Genomic DNA, 18,567 nt, shown 5'->3' with positions numbered 1-18,567 from the left:
GCCGCCTTCTTATAAGACCCAATCATTTAAATGATTGGGTCTTTTTTTTGTAGTAAAGTGACATGACCTGCTCTTCTACACTAAGCGCGTTGGATAGCACAGCAAAAAAGTGTACACTGAAAAATTATATTTTTACTATGCTGTACGTTTAAAGTAATATAGCTGAATTCTAAATTGCAATACTACACTGGTCAGCGTAGATTCGGCGCCTTCTTATAAGACCCAATCATTTAGTTGATTGGGTCTTTTTTTATGCAGTAAACTGAAATAATCTGTTCTTTTATATTGAGCGTGGTAGATAGTACAGCAAAAAAGTGTACACTGAAAAATTACATTTTTACTGCGCTGTGCGTTTCAAATAGCCAATCCTACTTCTACTATATGCTACTAAAACAAATCAATGTAGCGTCGCCGCTTTTTTATAAGGAAGATTTAGAAATGACTGTCCCTTTTTTAAGCGCAATACCCAGCTAAATATCAATACTTTTTTTTTATAACCTTATTCAATAATGAGTAGATACTGCACCAGCGACCTGCCAAAGGCAGGCCAGTAGCAGCGACAGCTTTTGCCGAGCAACTTATCGAGGCAAAACTACAGCGAATAGTGCGGTCCCGCTAAAGAGCGGGAGGTGCCCTTAAAAATTAAAAAATAAAATTCAGAGTATACTTGTTATAACTACTGTATTTTTGCATCATGAGAATACAGAGCGAAAAGGAAGAATTTTACAATGTAGCTACTCACGCTATAGGCTTTATATTAAGTGTGATTGGTTTTGTATTATTACTCATTTTTCATAAATATGACAGTTTTCAGGGAATTTTAGGAGTTACCTTGTATGGACTCTCATTGGCAACTCTTTATTTCGCATCTACTCGGTATCATTTTGAAAAAGATGAAAATAGAAAAATATTCTATAGAAAATTAGATCATATAAGTATTTACCTATTAATTGCTGGAACATATTCACCCGTGGTACTTATTACACTCTCTGAAAGCAATGGATGGCTGTTATTTTGGATTGTTTGGGGAATTGCAGCATTGGGAACTATTTTAAAAATTTTCTTTACGGGTCGGTTTGAAGTTATTTCACTGCTATTGTATCTTGTAATGGGTTGGTTGATCGTCTTTGACTTTTCTGCATTAAAAGCTGCCGTAGACTCAACGGGTCTCTACTTATTAATGGGGGGTGGGGCAGCGTATACCCTAGGAATTTTCTTTTACGTATTTAATAAAATGAAATACAACCATGTCATTTGGCACTTTTTTGTGCTTATAGGAAGTATTTTACATTACCTATTTATTTTATTTTCAGTGATTTAAAGGAAATATGCAAATATGATCGCTAAAATGACAGCTGTCATTTTTGAAAGATTAAAACTGTGATTTTTTGAACTTTCAAAAAGAATCGTAGTGGAAACATGTAAAAAGATACCTATTACAACAGCACTAATCTCAGTTTTATAACTATTTAACTCAGGTAGGCTAGCCATTAGGTAATTTCCTAAGGGGGTCATTAATGCGAATAAAAACAAAAAGAGTAGTGTGGTGGTTTTTGAATAGTTTGCTTTTATAAAAAAAAGTGATAAAATGATGGCAACCGGAATTTTATGGATGATAACACCTACCAATAAATTATTTGTTTCAGAAATGGGGAACCCTTCTAAAAGCGCATGAATTGAGAGACTTATAAATAGTAGCCAGGGAAAATCTTTGGTTTCATTGTGTATGTGAACGTGTCCGTGCTCAGCTCCTTTTGAGAAAAATTCAAGACAAATTTGAAGTACAATCCCGACCATAATCCAAACTCCAACCGATTTACTTGGGTTTTCAAAAACTTCTGGAAGTAATTCAAAAACGGTAATCGCCAGTAAAAATGCACCACTAAAAGCGAGATAAAGCGACATTTGTTTTATCTCTTTCTTTTTTAGTAGTAAGGCTACACCATAACCAAATGCAACTGCTAAGAATAAAAATGCATAAACCATTAGCCAAAGATAAGGATTAATCGTTGTGAAGTTTCTTTATGAAATGGAGACAAAGTATAATCTCCAAAACAATGATGCAGCGTTACGCCAGCCTTTTTAAAATAACTTTTAAAATCAACTAAAGTAAGAGCCTTTACTTTTTCTGTAAAATTATAATCAGTGCCTTGGTGCGAAAACGAAATATGTTTTAAGATATAATTATTTTTAATTTTTCTTTCAATATGAAATGTAATTCCGTCAACGACCTTTATTTCGCTTTCCACCAAATGTGTAGCAACATAATGCGAATTTAAAAAATCAATCACTCCATATCCGCCAGGCTTCAATTCTTCTTTGATGGCTTTAATAGTTCTAATGTTGTCATTTTCTGTTTCAAAATATCCAAAGCTTGTAAATAGGTTGAAAACAGCGTCAAACCTTTCAGCAAGTGGGATACACATATCGTGCTCTTTAAAAGATAAAGTTTCATTTTCAAATTGTTTGGCAAAGGCAATACTCGCTGGCGAAAGATCCACACCAGTAACATTAAAACCTAAAGTATTTAAAAATTTTGAATGGCGACCCTTTCCGCAGGCCAGATCTAGAATAGTGTCTCCTTTTTGTAATTGTAAGAAAGATGTGAGCCGTTGCATAAAAGCACCCGCCTCTTGATAATCTCTATCCTTATATAAAATATGATAATATGGTGTGTTAAACCATTCAGCATACCACATTTCTTTTTCTTTTTGCATCAAGTCTGATTTACAGTGCGAAAATACTGTATTTTTGTTCTCTAATTAGGATGATAACTTTAAAAAGTTCTCCACCCTTGTGGAGTTAGCGATGGAAAAAAATTTTAGAATGTTGGCGAAGACCCTGTATGGTCTTGAAGAATTATTAGCGAATGAGCTTAGGCAGTTAGGTGCTTCCGATATAGAAATAGGGGTGCGAAATGTTGCTTTTAAAGGGGATACAGGATTTATGTATAAAGTAAATCTTTGTTCGAGAACGGCAATAAAAGTCTTGAAACCAATTACGGGATTTAATGTTTTTACAGAAGAAGATTTGTATAAAAGAATTTATGACATCCCGTGGGAAAATTACATGCAGGCAAACGGAAGCCTCGCAGTGGATGCTACCGTTTTTTCAATACAGTTTACACATTCACAATATATTGCCTTAAAGACTAAAGATGCGATAGTAGACCGTTTTCGAGATAAAGAAGGAATTCGACCCGATGTTGATTTGGATCACCCAACCTTACGGATTAATATTCACATTGACAGAAACATATGCACAGTTTCATTAGACAGTTCGGGTCAATCACTCCACAAACGTGGATATAAAGTTGAAAATACGATAGCTCCAATTAACGAAGTATTAGCGGCTGGGATGATTATGCTTACAGGATGGAGCGGACAGTGTGATTTTATGGATCCTATGTGTGGTAGTGGTACTATCTTGACTGAAGCCGCTATGATTGCCTGTAACATTCCGCCAAACTTAAACAGAAAAGAATTCGGATTTGAAACCTGGCCCGATTTTGATGTGGATCTGTATGAAGTGATCGAAGAGGCAGCCTTAAAGAAAGTTAAGGATTTTCATTTTAAAATCTACGGAAGCGATATCGATGCATTTACGCTTCGGAAAGCAAAAGAGAATATTAAAAGTGCAAATCTTTCAGAATTTATAGAATTAAAAGAGCAAGACTTTTTTGAATCTTCTAAAGAAACCGATCGTCCTTTGTGGATGGTGTTTAATCCGCCCTACGATGAACGTATTTCAGTAAATGATATTGAAAAGTTTTATGGGAACATTGGTAATACCTTGAAGCGTGAATATCCTGGTACTCAAGCCTGGATGATCACTTCTAATATGGAAGCGTTAAAATATGTAGGATTGCGTCCTTCAAAAAAGATCAAGCTGTACAATGGAAAACTTGAAAGTAAGCTTGTGCGCTATGAAATGTATGAAGGTAGTAGGAAATTCAGTAAACAGTAATCAGTAGGCAGTATTAAGTAAAACTTAATATGTTTTTACTTCTGAAACAACGGAATTAAATACGAAATGGAGTATCCATAGCCAGCTCCAAACTCACTAAAATCGTTAGTAGCGTTAAAGCCCGGAATGTATAGATTATCGAAATTTTCGGGTTTGTCTTCGGAAATTTTTCTTTTTAGCTGAACATTCACAGAAAGATACAGATTGTTTACTACTTCGGTCTTAATCCCTACAATTAACTCTGCCCAATGGGCTGTAAGTCCGTTAAATTCTGTGTTTACCACTCTCACAGAAGGGGGTAGCACTTGATTATCGGTATAAATAGTGTATGCCACAAGTTCCTGTTTAAAAGTTGCAAATCCGTAGCGAAGTCCAGTAAATATTGCATTGTTTAGTCCAAACCAGTTATTGTATGCGTTATAATCGACCCCAATTTTAGCATAGCTACCAGAAGTTATCGCATTTAAGTTAGGTTCAAAAAAGTCACGTTGTTCGTTTCCAATTTCGGCAGCTGCATAGAATTTTTCAGAAAATCGAAAATCTCCCAAAATTTCAAAACCTGTATAATCGTCCTGTAATAAAGATCTGATGGGTTTTGATATATCTACGCCAAGTCGTAATCCGTATTTGGTTTTTTGTGAAAGTGTATCTGCTACTGTTTCCTGTGCCATTGCAGACATAGAAATGCAGAACACACTAATGAAAAAAAGTAAGGTGTGCTGCAGTCTCATTTTCGACAGTTTCATTATTAATAGTAAGATTTAAGATCCAGTCTGGAGTACCTGTATCACTTTCGGTTACTGAAAGATTTGTATAGGTTGTTTTAAAGCCACAGGCTCTATTAACATAGACATCATTTCTCAAATACGCAAAGGTGTATGCATCTGAAATTTGATCTGTGGTTCCATTATTCATTATAAATTCATATCGTGTTGAATTGGCTCCGGTTCGTAGTGGCAATGCAATGGAGTCTGAAGCACTACTTATAACTACTGTTTGATTTACATCTGTAGTACGAATAACCAATCCAGGAACAGTTTTACGTGCCGTAGGATTAGCAATGTCATTAAATGTGATGATTAGGAGTGGAGTAGTAGGAGTATCTTCTGCACAGATATCATCTTTGCTACATCCTAAAAAAGTAGCGAGAATAAAAGTGAATACTATAAATTTTCTAACCATTGATTTTTTCTGAACCTATCGTTTTTCCAAAAGTACAACATTTTCTACATGATGCGTCTGTGGAAACATATCCACTGCCTGCACTTTTGTTACTTTATACATTGAATCCAATAATGCTAAATCTCTTGCCTGAGTGGCACTATTGCAACTAACGTATACAATCTTAGGAGCTGAGATGTTTACTAGTTGTTGTACTACATCCTGATGCATTCCATCCCTTGGAGGATCTGTAATGACAACATCTGGCACGCCATGCTTGGTTATAAATTGTTCATTGAATACTTTCTTCATATCTCCCACATAGAATTCAACGTTCTCTATGCCATTTAATTGCGCGTTTTCCTTGGCAGCCTCTATGGCATCGGGTACAGCTTCGACTCCTATAACATGTTTTGCTTCTTTTGCTACAAATTGAGCAATGGTTCCAGTACCTGTATATAAGTCATACACCAATTCAGTACCCGTTAATCCCGCGAAATCACGGGTTACTTTATATAGTTCGTAGGCTTGTTCACTGTTGGTCTGATAAAAAGACTTGGCGTTTATTTTAAATTTTAAGCCTTCCATTTCTTCGTAAATGTGGTCTCTTCCGTGGGAACAAATGACATCCTGATCGTAAATGGTATCGTTTCCTTTACTATTGATCACGTATAAAAGGCTTGTGATTTCAGGAAATTCTTCAGAAATAGCATTGAGTAATTTCGTTCTGTTTTTTTCGTCTTCATGAAAAAACTGTAGTAACACCATCACTTCTCCTGTAGTTGATGTACGAATCATGAGTGTTCGCAAAAATCCTTCTTGTTTTCGTGTATTAAAAAATGAAAGATTTAATTCTTCGGCTTTAGTCTTTACAAAATCTCTTATCGCATTACTGGGATCTTGTTGCAGATGACATTTATTTAAATCAAGGATTTTATCCCACATTCCAGGAATGTGAAAACCTAAGGCATTTCGATTTTCAATGATTTTATCACTTTTTATCTGCTCAAGAGTTAGCCATTTGTTATCACTAAAAGAGAACTCCATTTTATTTCTATAGAAGTATTGCTCTGCACTACCTAAAATTGGAGACACTTTAGGAAGTTCTATTTTACCTAACCGTTGTAAGTTTTGTTCAACTTCTTTTTGCTTGTAATAAAGTTGATGCTCATATCCTAAATGCTGCCATTTACAACCCCCACAGGTTCCAAAATGTTCACACGCTGGTGCCACTCTTTTTTCTGAAAGTTTTGAGAACGAAATAGCGGTACCTTCATAATATGCCTTGCGTTTTTTTGTAGTCTGCACGGTTGCGATATCTCCTGGCACGGCATTATTTATAAATACTACTCGTCCATCTGAAGCTCTTGCGACCGCTTTCCCTTTGGCACCAGCATCAATCACCTCTAAATTTTCCAGAACCACTCTATGTGTTCGTTTTCTTCCCATGTGCGCAAAAATAGGATAAAATGAACGTTTAAATAGTGCAGAACACTTAAAATTGTAGCTTTAAATTTGTAATTTTACCACCTACGGATGATTTCTCTCCACAAGCAGGAATAGTCATATCTAATTTAAATTTTCAAAAGAATGTCAGTGTTAGAAAAAACGGCCTCACAAAAAGCCATTGATTTAGAAAACAAGCATGGAGCTCATAATTATCACCCCTTACCCGTAGTATTGAGTAAAGGAGAAGGAGTTTATGTTTGGGATGTAGAAGGAAAAAAGTATTATGATTTTCTTTCGGCATATTCTGCCGTAAATCAGGGGCATTGCCATCCTAAGATCGTAGATGCGATGACTAATCAAGCCCGAACCCTATCATTGACTTCACGTGCATTTTATAATGATATGTTAGGAAAGTATGAAAAATACGCCAGTGACTATTTCAACTTTGATAAATTACTTCCTATGAATACGGGTGCTGAAGCGGTGGAAACCGCTTTAAAGATTTGTAGAAAATGGGCGTATGAAAAGAAGGGGATTGATGTCAATGAAGCAGAAATCATAGTCTGTGAGAATAATTTCCACGGAAGAACGACAACCATCATCTCATTTTCTAATGATCCTGTAGCACGAAAACATTTTGGGCCTTTTACCAAGGGCTTTATTAAAATTGAATATGATAATATAGAAGCACTTAAAGAAGTCCTGGAAAATAATAAAAATGTAGCTGGATTTTTAGTAGAGCCTATTCAAGGAGAAGCGGGAGTTTATGTTCCTTCAGAAAATTATTTAAAAGAAGCAAAAGCATTATGTGAGAAGCATAATGTACTTTTTATAGCTGATGAAGTACAAACAGGTATTGCAAGAACCGGAAGATTACTAGCTACTTGCGGGAATTGTTCTTGTGAAAATAAAGACTGTAATGGGACGCCAGATGTAAAACCTGATGTATTGATCTTAGGAAAAGCCTTAAGCGGTGGAGCGTATCCTGTTTCGGCAGTATTGGCGAACAATGAAATTATGAGTGTGATCGAGCCTGGAACTCATGGCTCTACTTTTGGCGGGAACCCTATTGCAGCAGCTGTTGCTATGGCGGCCCTAGATGTGGTTTCTGAAGAACATTTAGCTGAAAATGCATATAGGTTAGGAAACATTTTCCGTGAAGAATTAAATAGATACATTGCAACAACCGACACTGTAACCCTTGTAAGAGGGAAAGGATTGTTAAATGCAATTGTTATTAATGATTCGGAAGAAAGTGATACAGCCTGGAATATTTGCTTACGCTTGAGAGATAATGGATTATTAGCAAAACCTACTCATGGAAATATTATTCGTTTTGCGCCGCCTCTTGTGATGACAGAAGCTGAATTGAGAGACTGTATTTCAATAATCATCAAAACGCTGAAAGAATTTGAGTAGTTTTTGCAAAAAATATCAAATAAAAAAGCGGCTTTCAAGCCGCTTTTTTTATAGTATATAATTTATTTAAAAACCTAATTCTCGCATTCTTTCTTCATTCATTTGTTGCATTCCTTCTATTCCGTAAGTGGCATACATATAAATTACATATCCAAGGAATACTGCGCCCAATGCAATTCCAATATAAGAAAGTATTTTTCCTGTAGTTACATTTTTATACCCTGTATATAGTTCAGGATTTTCCTTATATACTTTTGTGGCTTTTCCAGCCATTACTAGAGCGATGATACCAAATATGACTCCTACACCGTAGCAGCAACATAGTACAATTGAGACGATTCCAAAAATGAGAATAAGAGTAGAGTTGGGTAGTTTTTGTTGTTCCATTTTTAATTTTTTAAGAGATTAAGGATAAATATAATAATAATTAATAATAGCTATTCATTTTAATAAAATAACTCACTACTATTATAATTGAAGTAAGAAATATAAGTCCCAACTTAATTTTATATCCAAGCCTAAATTTAAAGAATAGGTCTAGTAGTATAAAAAGAAGAAGTACTATGATACTATATATAGCCGGATACATTTTATAGGCAAGATAAAATTCTCCCTGAAATAAAAAAGCTACGGACCTTTGCAGTCCGCAGCCTAAACATTCTATCCCAAAGATTTTTTTATTCATGCAGGGTAGCATAAATTCTTCAAGACCTTCTACCATAGAAGTTACTATTAATTTGTTACTGTTATTTTGTAATCAATAATTACATTTTCTGCAGTAGTTAATTTTATAAGGTACACACCATCACTTAGGTTTGATGTTGGGATGTTAAATTTACTTTCTTCACCAATATTATTCTGACTAACTACTAATTTTCCGCCCATATCATAGATATTGGCTGCAGCTATGTTAAGTCTATCAGGATTAGTAACTTCTAATTGAGAAACTCTGTTGTTTTGAAAGAAATTTACATGTTGTTTTAGCGTAGTAATCTCTGTAATAGCTTCTTCGATACCAAAATCTGGTTTAGAACTACGTCCTTTCGACATAGTAAATACAATATAAAATCTATTTTTATAAGTTCCAGGAGAGAGCATTAACCCGCCAAAATCTCCTCCAGAAATTAATTGAATATTATTAGTTTGGCTATCATAAAAATAAACATTACCAGGTAGATTAACTTCTTCTACACCTTGTATCTTAACCCTATAATTCTGACCTGAAACTTTTATAGTCAATGGAATCATTTTCCTTCGATCTTCTACTTTAAAAGAAACACCTTGCATTACATATTGGCGTTCAACTCCGTCTGAGGCAGTAATAGGCATTGATGCATCCGTACCACCGCCATCTGAAGGGTGATAAACATCATACCCTCTATCATGACCATCTGTGGTATCGTCATTTAAAAAAAGAATCATATCTCTAAAGTGAGATTCACCAAATACGGTATAAAAACGGAATATAGAACCTCTGGTAGTTGTTTCAGGTCTAGTTCCTACCTCATTATTTTGATTATTACCATTAGTTTGACCAGGCCTGTGAAAAATAGATGGATTGGTTGAAGATGTGTGATCAGAATCTTCTTTAACATATACTCTGTGATTGTTAGAATATGTAATAGGGACTGAGCCAGAAATTCCAGGTTCCCCTACTAAAAAAAATCCTTGTCCAATTGGGGAAACACTTCTATTATAACTTTGCCCTACATCACCAGTGGGGGTAGTTGGGTTACCAGAATTGTCATGGTTCATAAAGGTAGGAACGGTGTAAATACCACCAGGATTGGTGCCATTTACAGTCCAAGATCCATAACCTCCTTGATTGTCTCTGTAGAAATGTGAGTTAATTGTCCTGTCTTCATCCCAGAAAATAATACTATTTAAATCTGGATTATCATTGTAAAACGCTACTAAATCCAGTGCTGATGGATATGGATTTCCGGAAAGAACAAAACCATCCGCAGTCATCGGAACTACAATATCCCCATTATTTGGTCTTCCTCTAAAATCATAACGCTGATTGTTTGGATCCTGATATTGATTACTATGAGTGGTAACATTAGTTCCCTTCATTGTAAAACCATATCCTGCAGAAATATTATCTGCAGCAAATATTCGTGACCATCCTGTAGCGTCATTTTCATATTTGTATACCCAACGATGGGAAATACTAAGTTGAATATTGCTTCCTAATCCTGATCCTGCCCCATTATATCCAGCCGTTAATAAATTTTCTCTATAATTTGTAGCTCCAATAGAGTCTTTGAGACTTTTTATACCATATCGTTTATTACCAGAAACAGCTCCACCTCCCAATGTTGCTGGATTTCCAACTGGAGAGGCCCAATAATTATAATCAAATGAATCTGAATAACTATCTTGATATACTGATAAGAATCCTGTCCCTGTATTAGCTGAATTAGTGCCTTGGATTAATTGTCCACGGTCACGCAAATAAATACTGGCTTCTGTTGCAGTAGTGTTATTTTTTTGAAGGTTTATATCATCTTCAACATACAAGATTTGATCTTTAACATAGATGTAATTATCTCCTCCACTAGGAGTAGGTCTTACAAATAAATCTGATTGAGCAAGGGCAGAACTACCAATAATAAGAGTTAAAAGTAGTAGTAGGTTTTTCATAATTATGTAATTTTAATAGTATCGATTTGGGTTTTAATACTATAGTTTAGGTGTTAAAAATAGAAATAAAATCGATATAGAGGTATTATTTTCTCCAAAATTCGATGAACGACACATCTTGTTAACAGTTGATTATTGCTAGATTTGCACATAATTTAACTTAAATTTAAATTTTATATGAAAATTGGAGATATGGTGTCTGTATTAGACGAAGTGCTTTCAGGTACTGTGATTGCTATAGATTTGGGAACTATTACTATTGAAACTGAAGATGGATTTGAACTTACCTATGCTGAAAACGAATTAGTTATCATTGATGATTCCATCACAAAAAGAGACATGACTCCTTCTAACATAAAAACTATTATTTCAGAAAAACAAATCAAAAAGAAGCCAAAATCAACTAGAATTAAGCCTAAAGACCGAAAATTACCTCCTATGGAAGTGGATCTTCATATCCATCAACTTACTGCTAATGAGAAAGGAATGCATCCTCATGATAAATTAAGCCTTCAGGTCGATACAGCAAAAAGACAAATAGACTTTGCCATTTCAAAGAAAATTCAGCGTGTTGTTTTTATTCATGGAGTAGGAGAAGGTGTTCTTAGAGCTGAATTAGAATATCTTTTTAGGAGATATGATAACATAACCTATAATGATGCCGACTATAAGAAATATGGTCGCGGAGCTACCGAAATTTATATCTTTCAAAATAAACCCAACTAATTTCTCAAAATTCTGGAGTGACAGGAATTGGGGTTGTTACAATATTTGAAATCTCACCAAGATCAAGACTTTCCTGAGTAATTTGCTCTCCTTCACCTGTTAATACAAGATCTGAAATAAATAAACTTAACGTACTGGCCAAACTATAGATGTGTTCACGATATTCAGAAACAGTTGTAGTTACCGTCACAGCATCGTTTAAATAATCTGGTCCCACGGTAGGGTCTGTGATATCGTTGGTAGGATCAAGATCGCTATTACTGTCTTCATTGATAGTTAAAACACCATCATTATCATCATCGATGTCCAAGTAGTTTGGAGTACCATCCATATCGGTATCTAATGGGTTTTCAGGATCAATACCCACCTCAACTGCTGTTGGGACATTATCTCCATCATCATCAAAATCATAAAAATCTGGAATACCATCCTCATCTGTATCTCCCTCAAATTCATCTTCAAATGCGACGGTATCATTATCATCTAATTCCACTTCTATACTTACAATTGCTTCGCCCGAAGTACTTAAATATTCTGAAATAGTTTCAGGAGACGTTGGCGGAATATTATTGCAAAAATAAGACGCTGTAATAGCATCATTAAAACGTCTATAATCTACTGTATTTGTTGTGTTGTTTATCTGAAAACTCATCATTCCTTCGACTATGAAATCCTCAGTAGCTATGGGTAACTGTACCGAAATACTTTCTTGAGCACCTGTATTTATCTTAAAAAAAACGTACGCACTGGACTCACCGCAAAACTGAAGATTCGCATCCTCAAAATCAAAAGAAGTCACAATAAGATCACCATCGTCACAGGATTGTAAAAATATAGTCAAGGAAATAATTGAAAAAAATAGTCTTCTCATAACACAGAAAGCTGGAAATACAAAGTAACACAATTCTTTATAATTGAAACGTCTAAAATTTATTTTAATATGTATTTTTGTGACAATGAAAAAAGTATATTTTGATAGCGCCGCCACGACACAATTACGTCCGGAAGTAATTAATTGTATTACTGAAGTCTTAAAAACCGAATACGGTAACCCTTCTTCTACGCACGCCTACGGAAGGTCTTCAAAGTCTTTAATTGAAAACGCGCGTAAAGAAATTGCAAAACTTTTAAATGTTTCTGCTGCCGAGATTATTTTTACTTCGGGTGGTACAGAGGCTGATAATCTTATTATAAACAGTGCTGTTAGAGACCTAGGTGTTACCAGAATTATAACCAGTAAAATTGAGCATCATGCGGTCCTATATATGGTTAATGAGATGGCCGAAAAGCATGGCGTTACTGTCGAATATGTCAAACTTGATGATTGTGGACATATAGATTATGAAAACTTCGAAAAACTTTTAAAAAATTCTGAAGCTAAAACCTTAGTGAGTTTGATGCATGTAAATAATGAAATTGGGAATGTACTCGATTTAAAGCGTTGCGCAATTCTTTGCAAAAAATACGATGCCTTATTACATAGCGACACGGTACAATCTGTTGGCCATTTTGAACTGGACCTAGCCGACATCCCCGTTGATTTTGCAGCAGTCGCAGCACATAAATTTCATGGTCCAAAGGGTGCAGGTTTTGCGTTTATAAGAAAAAACACAGGATGTAAGCCACTTATTTTTGGAGGGGCACAGGAGCGCGGACTTAGAGCTGGAACTGAAGCTACCTACGCCATTGCAGGAATGGCTGAAGCATTAAAGATTTCGTACGCAAAACTCGAGGAAGAAAGAGCTTACATAAAAGGTTTAAAAAATTACTTTAAAGAACAACTAATAGAAAAAATACCTGGGGTAAAATTTAACGGAAGTTGTGACGACGATAAACGAAGCACGTACACACTTTTAAATGTGTGTCTCCCTATGTCTGCCGAAAAAGCGTTAATGTTGTTGTTTCAAATGGATCTCAAAGGCATAGCTTGTTCTAAAGGGAGTGCCTGTCAAAGCGGAAGCACGAACGGCTCTCATGTTTTAAACGCAATACTTTCAGAAGAAGATCTAAAAAAGCCTTCATTGCGATTTTCATTTTCGAGCTTTAACACAAAAGACGAAATCGATTATGTTATCGAAACGCTTTCAGAATTTATGAAAGACTGAGTTCTTTCAGTTTTCCAGTATCCTTACAGAAATTATTCGCACATCGTCCAAAGGGCGATCTAGATTATTGGTTTCGACTTTTGCGATTGCATCAATCACCTCCAGCCCATCTACAACTTCACCAAAAACCGTATAATTCTGGTCTAAATGGGGCGTGCCACCTATGGTTTTATACACTTCTCTATGTGCTTCAGGAATTGTATACTTTTCAAAATCAGTATAAGATTTTGATTTCCTCATAATGGTATCGGTAAGGGCTGTATAGGTTTTAAAATCATCTGCACTTTCAGCTTTTTGCAAAGCCTCTACAAGTGATTTGTTTACAGTGTCGTTTTTAAAATAATGTTCTGCCAGCCAACCATTTATTCTTCCTTCAGCAACAGATAAAAGACTGTCATTCTGCACCTTTCCCTGAACAATATAAAATTGCATGGCACTAGAAGCCCTTGCTACGTTTCCATCCCGCGCCGCTCCCAAAGTTCCTTTCTTATGAAAATAAGGGGTGTTAATTTCGGCATCTATCTTATAAGGTAAATCGCCAACCCCCAATGTATCTGTAAGTTTGGCATTACGACTGTCTGGATCTCCCGCCTGTACCATAAAATTTTCAATTACTCTATGAAATAACAAGTTGTCAAAAGCCTTTTCATTTACCAATCTTACAAAGTTATCCCGATGCAAAGGGGTTTCGTTGTACAACTTCAAAACTATGGTTCCTTTGGTGGTAACCATCTCTATAGCTATAGGTTTTTCTTCGGAAACTGAATCTTCTGCTTTATCTTTTGGTGATTGCTTACAGGCAAGGAAACAAAGTGTCAATATTAGGAATAGGTATGTTTTTTTCATACCTAAAAGTAACAAATTTTACGTATATCTATTTTTCTTCGGAAAGATTTAAAACTTCATAGTAGCCCGAACGTTAAAAATTCGAGGTGTTAGGAAGTTAGGAATCGAGTATTGCACTTTAGTATATACATCTCTCACAAATGTGTTTGTGATTGAGTTTCGCACATCAAAAATATTGAAGATCTCTGCGCCAATAGTCAATTCTTTAAAAGGTTTTAAAAAACCATTGTCACGTAATTTGTTTTCATCTACAATCACATACGAAACTCCTAAATCGGCTCGCTTATAATCTGGTAAGCGTGTTTGAAAATCATACGGATCGGCATAACTAGGTGAACCTCCTGGCAGTCCAGTGTTGTATGTCAAATTCAAGTACATTTTTAAATCGGGAATAACTTTTACGTAATCTTGAAACAACACGCCAAACTTTAATCGTTGATCTGTAGGTCTAAAGATATAACCTCTGTCTTCAATGTTTTCCTTTGTTTTTAAGTACCCAAAGCTTACCCAGCTTTCGGTTCCTGGTACAAATTCTCCTGCCAATCGTAAATCAAGCCCGTAAGCATAGGCGACTGCATTGTTTCTGGCACGATATCGAATACGTACATTTTCTAGAGTATACGGGTTGACATCGGTTAAATTCTTATAATATATTTCAGAATTCAAAGTAAAAGGACGTTCCCATAGATCAAAACTATAATCATTTCCTATCACAATGTGAACGGATTGCTGTGCTTTTACTTCGGGACGTACAGCACCTGTAGAATCTCTTAATTCACGATAAAATGGTGGTTGATGGTATACTCCTCCCGATAATCTGAAGAGCATGTCCATCTCCCATTTTGGTTTTATGGCAATTTGTGCACGCGGACTAAAAACCGTCTGCGTAGTGCTTTCAATATTTTTTCCACTTACAGTCCAGTTGTGTGCACGAACCCCAGCATTTAACCAAACATCATTGGTTCCCCATTCGGTTCTTCGACTCCATTGAGCATATCCAGAAATACGATTAATTTGTACATCGTTGGTAGCTCTAATATTCGTAAAAGGAGTTATTGGGGTTGTATCTGGGTCGTACGGCTGATTGGTAGCAAAGTCGGGAAGGGGTGGGTTGATTGAAAATCCAGCTGAATCAATAACCTCATACTCTTGAACCCTATCTCTAATATCTTCACGGGTATATTTAATTCCGTATTCAAAACTGTTATCATTTATTTCAATATTTCCTTTGTGTTCAACATTTAAAATCAACGCATCAAGGTTGTTACGGGCATGCGTCAATTGAGAACCAATACCTTCGCTAAATTCAACTTCACCTAGATCCTCACTTCCAATGTCACTATTTACTTGTCCTAAACGATACTGTGCAAGGATATCAAAATATTCTTGTTCTTGCGTATGGTATAGAGACGTAATTAACTTGGCTGTAAACGTATCTGAAACTACATAGGTTCCTTTTAAAGCTCCAAAGTAGGTATCATAGCGGTCTTCTTCTTGCCCCTCGTAAAACACAAGAAGTGCAATAGGATCAGCTAACGTACCAAAATTTGTTTGGCGGGTCTGCGGCTCGTAGCTGTAATTATTGATAGAAACATTTCCAAGAAAACCTAATTCAAATTTATTATTGAATTTATAGGTTAAATACGTTTGTGCATCTGCAAACGTGGGTCGGTAATTCGTCTCAGTCTGTTTGGCATCTACAAATAAGCTGTTGTCACGATAGCGTAGTCCCACAATGCCAGAAAGTCTTCCGTCTTTTGAAAGTCCTTCAACAGCAGCACTGGCACCCAATAAACTCATGTCTAGTGATGCTCCAAAATTGGTAGGTCGGCGATAGGTTATATCTAACACAGAAGATAATTTGTCACCATATTTGGCTTGAAATCCACCTGCAGAGAAATCAACATTTGCTGTTAAATCACTGTTTACAAAACTTAGCCCTTCCTGCTGACCGCTTCGTATTAAAAATGGGCGATAGACTTCAATTTCATTTACATACACCAGGTTTTCATCATAATTTCCACCACGCACTGCATATTGAGTACTTAATTCATTATTACCACTAACACCTGGTAACGATTTTAATAAGTTTTCTACCCCAGCATTGGCTCCTGGAATTTTCCGTATGGTTTCTGGAGTTAAGCTTAAAACACCTTCTGCTCGTTTATTTTCACGCCCAGTGATAATGACTGCTTCAATTTGTTCAATATCTGTTTTTAAAACCGGATTAAATTCAAAATCTTCATTTTCATCCAGATTAACAGTAATCACAACATTTTTTTGACCTACGTACGAATAGGTAACTTTCACATCTTGATTTGCAGGAATTTCAAGTAAGTAAAATCCGTTGATATTAGTCTGGGTGCCTCCGCCATTTACAAGAATATTGGCGCCTGGCAGCGGATTATTCGCTTCGTCAAAAACGATTCCACGAAGGGTGGCTTGCTGAGCAATTAAAGCGGTGGATGTAAATAGGAGTAAGAGTAAAAAAGGTAAGATTGTAGTTTTCAAGAGCAATAGGTCTTATTATTTTCTGAAAAATGTTGCTTCAAATGTAGCACTATTTCCTACATTATCTACCACGATTACTTTCAAATTATTTTCTGAAGCAGAAATCACTTCGTCATCAAAATCATAGATTAAAACGTCGGTTTTGTAATTATATTCCATCAATATAAATTTTCCATTCACCGTCGCTCTATAACTACTAATACCGCTTAAATCATCTTCAATCTTTACTTTAAGCGTCTCATTATTACTAATCCATTTATTATCGTCAAAATTTACAGGCCTTATGGTAGGTGGCGTAGTATCTGAAACCAATACATAAGAACCAAAGGTTCTTGTTCTAGCCGAAAGTTTATCTCCTTTCCGGTAAGTTGTATTATAATATGGGTCTCCTCTGTAATTTAAACGTCCCAAATACAAATGATCCATATCTTCGGAAGCATAATTAGAGGCATCTACCGTAATGGTAATATTTTTATGAATAGGTATGACGTCTTTATGAAAATGAAGTGTATCCCCGTTAACTTCAATATCTAGATAGGTGTCTTCGTATAATGCATCGCTAGGGATATAGATGCTAAATTTTCCTTTTGTGATGGATGTCGCCTGGTTGGCATAAATATAATCGTCTGTTGTATTTACGTTTTTGGGATCCAGAATTTCTTCTTTTTTACCTTCAATAGGAACTACAATTTTCGAGGTATTCCCTTTAAAGTCTTTGATTTCTATGGTATAATTCGTATTTAAACCTTCGGTTACGGTCACATAGCCGTTATCGATTTCCTGAGTAATCACACTTAACGGATTATTTGATTGTCTATACAGTTTCTGAATGCGACTGCGGTTTGTTTCAAAATAATCATAATCAATATACCTGTTTAAGTACCGTGTTTCAGCAAAGCTGAATTTTTGAAAATCTACCCTAAAATTTTCAGTGCCATTGACTGTTGTTTTGATTTGATAGGCGCCATTTTTATTAGAAGCACCATTTTGTTGGTCACTGGTGTTCACACCAAAACCTATTTTTCCGAAGGCATGGATACCTTCAGCTTTATACGACCCGTCTTGTTGTAGGATCAACCGAAGCTTAACAGGATTTTGCGACTGATTTATCTGTGCGTCATCCGAAATTGGATAGGCAAATACACCATTCACCAGCGGTTTTTTTGTATCAGGAACTTCAACGCCAAAGAGCATAGGGTTCATAGGTCGCGAGGCCGCATCTCGTATTTCATAATGTAAATGAGGTCCGCCACTGCTACCACTATTACCGGTATACCCAATGAGATCTCCTTTTTTTACTGAAAGTTGGTTGGCTTCAGGAAATAGTTCGATTTCGAATGATTCTTTGGCATATTGAGCATCTTTTACAAATTCTTGAATAGCTCCTGCATAATTCTGAAGGTGTGCATATACAGTACTATATCCATTGGGATGCTTAATATAAAGAGCCTTCCCGTAGCCATAATGGGCCACTTTAATACGGTTTACAAATCCATCTGCTGGCGCGTAAATAGGAATTCCTTCTCTTTGTTGTGTTTTGATATCGAGTCCGCTGTGAAAGTGGTTGCTTCGCAATTCACCAAAACTACCCGACAGAATAATTGGAATTTTTAATGGATCACTAAAGTAATTTTGTGGAACGTCTTGTTGAGCTTGTACTGTTACTCCCAGAAACAGTGTAGCAATAAGTAATAATGTAATTTTCATAAAAAGTAAGTAGTATATATAAAGGGAGTTC

Annotated in this window: 17 protein-coding genes; 5 read left to right on the top strand and 12 right to left on the bottom strand. The window is 35.8% G+C overall.

Annotated elements, in window-relative coordinates:
* Positions 1–694 precede the first annotated feature (694 nt).
* Positions 695–1,321 carry a PAQR family membrane homeostasis protein TrhA gene (trhA, locus tag ACFQO1_RS06740; RefSeq protein ID WP_380217218.1) on the top strand — a complete coding sequence of 209 codons (627 nt, stop codon included), beginning with the start codon at positions 695–697 and terminating at the stop codon, positions 1,319–1,321.
* On the opposite strand, the gene ACFQO1_RS06735 is transcribed toward trhA, so the two are convergent.
* Together ACFQO1_RS06735 and ACFQO1_RS06730 are read right to left on the bottom strand one after the other, a co-directional pair.
* Entirely contained in the window at positions 1,318–1,905 is a 588-nt protein-coding gene (locus tag ACFQO1_RS06735; RefSeq protein ID WP_380217217.1) for a ZIP family metal transporter, read from the bottom strand. The two genes, trhA and ACFQO1_RS06735, sit on opposite strands and share 4 nt — an antisense overlap.
* 80 nt (positions 1,906–1,985) lie before the next feature.
* Positions 1,986–2,717: a class I SAM-dependent methyltransferase gene (locus ACFQO1_RS06730; RefSeq protein ID WP_380217216.1), complete on the bottom strand. Its 732-nt coding sequence runs from the start codon at positions 2,715–2,717 to the stop codon at positions 1,986–1,988.
* A gap of 91 nt (positions 2,718–2,808) precedes the next feature.
* Here ACFQO1_RS06730 and ACFQO1_RS06725 point away from each other — a divergent pair, with 91 nt between their 5' ends.
* A complete protein-coding gene (locus tag ACFQO1_RS06725) occupies positions 2,809–3,966 on the top strand; it encodes a THUMP domain-containing class I SAM-dependent RNA methyltransferase (RefSeq protein WP_380217215.1) in 1,158 nt (385 codons plus the stop codon).
* Between the two features lie 35 nt (positions 3,967–4,001).
* Here the strand turns inward: ACFQO1_RS06725 and ACFQO1_RS06720 are convergent, their stop codons facing one another.
* From ACFQO1_RS06720 to rlmD, 3 genes are read right to left on the bottom strand one after another with little or no spacing between them, the layout of a single operon-like run.
* Complete coding sequence (locus ACFQO1_RS06720) at positions 4,002–4,697, bottom strand: DUF6048 family protein (RefSeq protein WP_380217214.1); 696 nt, start codon at positions 4,695–4,697, stop codon at positions 4,002–4,004.
* Positions 4,663–5,148, bottom strand: a complete 486-nt coding sequence (locus ACFQO1_RS06715) for a DUF6452 family protein (protein ID WP_380217213.1) — start codon at positions 5,146–5,148, stop codon at positions 4,663–4,665. Before ACFQO1_RS06715 ends, ACFQO1_RS06720 begins: the two co-directional genes overlap by 35 nt.
* 15 nt (positions 5,149–5,163) lie before the next feature.
* A complete protein-coding gene (rlmD, locus tag ACFQO1_RS06710) occupies positions 5,164–6,576 on the bottom strand; it encodes a 23S rRNA (uracil(1939)-C(5))-methyltransferase RlmD (RefSeq protein WP_380217212.1) in 1,413 nt (470 codons plus the stop codon).
* Between the two features lie 141 nt (positions 6,577–6,717).
* Between rlmD and rocD the strand changes: the two genes are divergently transcribed.
* A complete protein-coding gene (rocD, locus tag ACFQO1_RS06705) occupies positions 6,718–7,995 on the top strand; it encodes an ornithine--oxo-acid transaminase (RefSeq protein WP_380217211.1) in 1,278 nt (425 codons plus the stop codon).
* Between the two features lie 66 nt (positions 7,996–8,061).
* Here the strand turns inward: rocD and ACFQO1_RS06700 are convergent, their stop codons facing one another.
* Genes ACFQO1_RS06700 through ACFQO1_RS06690 form a run of 3 tightly spaced genes read right to left on the bottom strand, consistent with a single transcriptional unit; the run spans position 8,062 to position 10,641 of the window.
* Positions 8,062–8,382, bottom strand: a complete 321-nt coding sequence (locus ACFQO1_RS06700) for a CCC motif membrane protein (protein WP_380217210.1) — start codon at positions 8,380–8,382, stop codon at positions 8,062–8,064.
* 40 nt (positions 8,383–8,422) lie between these two features.
* Positions 8,423–8,680: a DUF2752 domain-containing protein gene (locus ACFQO1_RS06695; RefSeq protein ID WP_380217226.1), complete on the bottom strand. Its 258-nt coding sequence runs from the start codon at positions 8,678–8,680 to the stop codon at positions 8,423–8,425.
* 47 nt (positions 8,681–8,727) lie between these two features.
* Positions 8,728–10,641 (bottom strand): T9SS type A sorting domain-containing protein, encoded by a 1,914-nt coding sequence (locus tag ACFQO1_RS06690; protein ID WP_380217209.1) that lies wholly within the window; start codon positions 10,639–10,641, stop codon positions 8,728–8,730.
* A 177-nt stretch (positions 10,642–10,818) separates the two neighbouring features.
* Here ACFQO1_RS06690 and ACFQO1_RS06685 point away from each other — a divergent pair, with 177 nt between their 5' ends.
* Positions 10,819–11,367, top strand: coding sequence for a Smr/MutS family protein (locus ACFQO1_RS06685; protein WP_380217208.1), 549 nt, complete (start codon positions 10,819–10,821; stop codon positions 11,365–11,367).
* A 4-nt stretch (positions 11,368–11,371) separates the two neighbouring features.
* Here the strand turns inward: ACFQO1_RS06685 and ACFQO1_RS06680 are convergent, their stop codons facing one another.
* Positions 11,372–12,238, bottom strand: a complete 867-nt coding sequence (locus ACFQO1_RS06680; RefSeq protein ID WP_380217207.1) for a hypothetical protein — start codon at positions 12,236–12,238, stop codon at positions 11,372–11,374.
* A gap of 85 nt (positions 12,239–12,323) precedes the next feature.
* Between ACFQO1_RS06680 and ACFQO1_RS06675 the strand changes: the two genes are divergently transcribed.
* Positions 12,324–13,472, top strand: a complete 1,149-nt coding sequence (locus ACFQO1_RS06675) for a cysteine desulfurase family protein (protein ID WP_380217206.1) — start codon at positions 12,324–12,326, stop codon at positions 13,470–13,472.
* A gap of 6 nt (positions 13,473–13,478) precedes the next feature.
* Here the strand turns inward: ACFQO1_RS06675 and ACFQO1_RS06670 are convergent, their stop codons facing one another.
* The 3 genes from ACFQO1_RS06670 to ACFQO1_RS06660 are packed head-to-tail and all read right to left on the bottom strand — an operon-like array spanning position 13,479 to position 18,536.
* Positions 13,479–14,318, bottom strand: coding sequence for a peptidylprolyl isomerase (locus ACFQO1_RS06670; RefSeq protein WP_380217205.1), 840 nt, complete (start codon positions 14,316–14,318; stop codon positions 13,479–13,481).
* Positions 14,319–14,366: 48 nt separating this feature from the next.
* Positions 14,367–16,829, bottom strand: coding sequence for a TonB-dependent receptor (locus ACFQO1_RS06665; RefSeq protein ID WP_380217204.1), 2,463 nt, complete (start codon positions 16,827–16,829; stop codon positions 14,367–14,369).
* Positions 16,830–16,844: 15 nt separating this feature from the next.
* The gene (locus tag ACFQO1_RS06660; RefSeq protein ID WP_380217203.1) at positions 16,845–18,536 is read right to left on the bottom strand and encodes a M23 family metallopeptidase; all 1,692 of its coding nucleotides are present in this window, start codon (positions 18,534–18,536) and stop codon (positions 16,845–16,847) included.
* Between the last annotated feature and the right edge of the window lie 31 nt (positions 18,537–18,567).

Origin of the sequence: Jejudonia soesokkakensis, assembly GCF_042664795.1 — a bacterium.
Lineage (GTDB): Bacteria > Bacteroidota > Bacteroidia > Flavobacteriales > Flavobacteriaceae > Jejudonia > Jejudonia soesokkakensis.
The sequence above is the reverse complement of the archived record's forward strand: the minus strand, read 5'-3'. Positions and strand labels throughout refer to the sequence as shown.

Coding starts and splice junctions, on each gene's coding strand:
- rlmD (WP_380217212.1), bottom strand. CDS start 6,576: ATGGGAAGAAAACGAACACATAGAGTGGTTCTGGAAAATTTAGAGGTG.
- ACFQO1_RS06670 (WP_380217205.1), bottom strand. CDS start 14,318: ATGAAAAAAACATACCTATTCCTAATATTGACACTTTGTTTCCTTGCC.
- ACFQO1_RS06685 (WP_380217208.1), top strand. CDS start 10,819: ATGAAAATTGGAGATATGGTGTCTGTATTAGACGAAGTGCTTTCAGGT.
- ACFQO1_RS06675 (WP_380217206.1), top strand. CDS start 12,324: ATGAAAAAAGTATATTTTGATAGCGCCGCCACGACACAATTACGTCCG.
- ACFQO1_RS06730 (WP_380217216.1), bottom strand. CDS start 2,717: ATGCAAAAAGAAAAAGAAATGTGGTATGCTGAATGGTTTAACACACCA.
- ACFQO1_RS06695 (WP_380217226.1), bottom strand. CDS start 8,680: ATGAATAAAAAAATCTTTGGGATAGAATGTTTAGGCTGCGGACTGCAA.
- ACFQO1_RS06700 (WP_380217210.1), bottom strand. CDS start 8,382: ATGGAACAACAAAAACTACCCAACTCTACTCTTATTCTCATTTTTGGA.
- ACFQO1_RS06690 (WP_380217209.1), bottom strand. CDS start 10,641: ATGAAAAACCTACTACTACTTTTAACTCTTATTATTGGTAGTTCTGCC.
- rocD (WP_380217211.1), top strand. CDS start 6,718: ATGTCAGTGTTAGAAAAAACGGCCTCACAAAAAGCCATTGATTTAGAA.
- ACFQO1_RS06735 (WP_380217217.1), bottom strand. CDS start 1,905: ATGTCGCTTTATCTCGCTTTTAGTGGTGCATTTTTACTGGCGATTACC.
- ACFQO1_RS06725 (WP_380217215.1), top strand. CDS start 2,809: ATGGAAAAAAATTTTAGAATGTTGGCGAAGACCCTGTATGGTCTTGAA.
- ACFQO1_RS06720 (WP_380217214.1), bottom strand. CDS start 4,697: ATGAGACTGCAGCACACCTTACTTTTTTTCATTAGTGTGTTCTGCATT.
- ACFQO1_RS06715 (WP_380217213.1), bottom strand. CDS start 5,148: ATGGTTAGAAAATTTATAGTATTCACTTTTATTCTCGCTACTTTTTTA.
- ACFQO1_RS06680 (WP_380217207.1), bottom strand. CDS start 12,238: ATGAGAAGACTATTTTTTTCAATTATTTCCTTGACTATATTTTTACAA.
- trhA (WP_380217218.1), top strand. CDS start 695: ATGAGAATACAGAGCGAAAAGGAAGAATTTTACAATGTAGCTACTCAC.
- ACFQO1_RS06660 (WP_380217203.1), bottom strand. CDS start 18,536: ATGAAAATTACATTATTACTTATTGCTACACTGTTTCTGGGAGTAACA.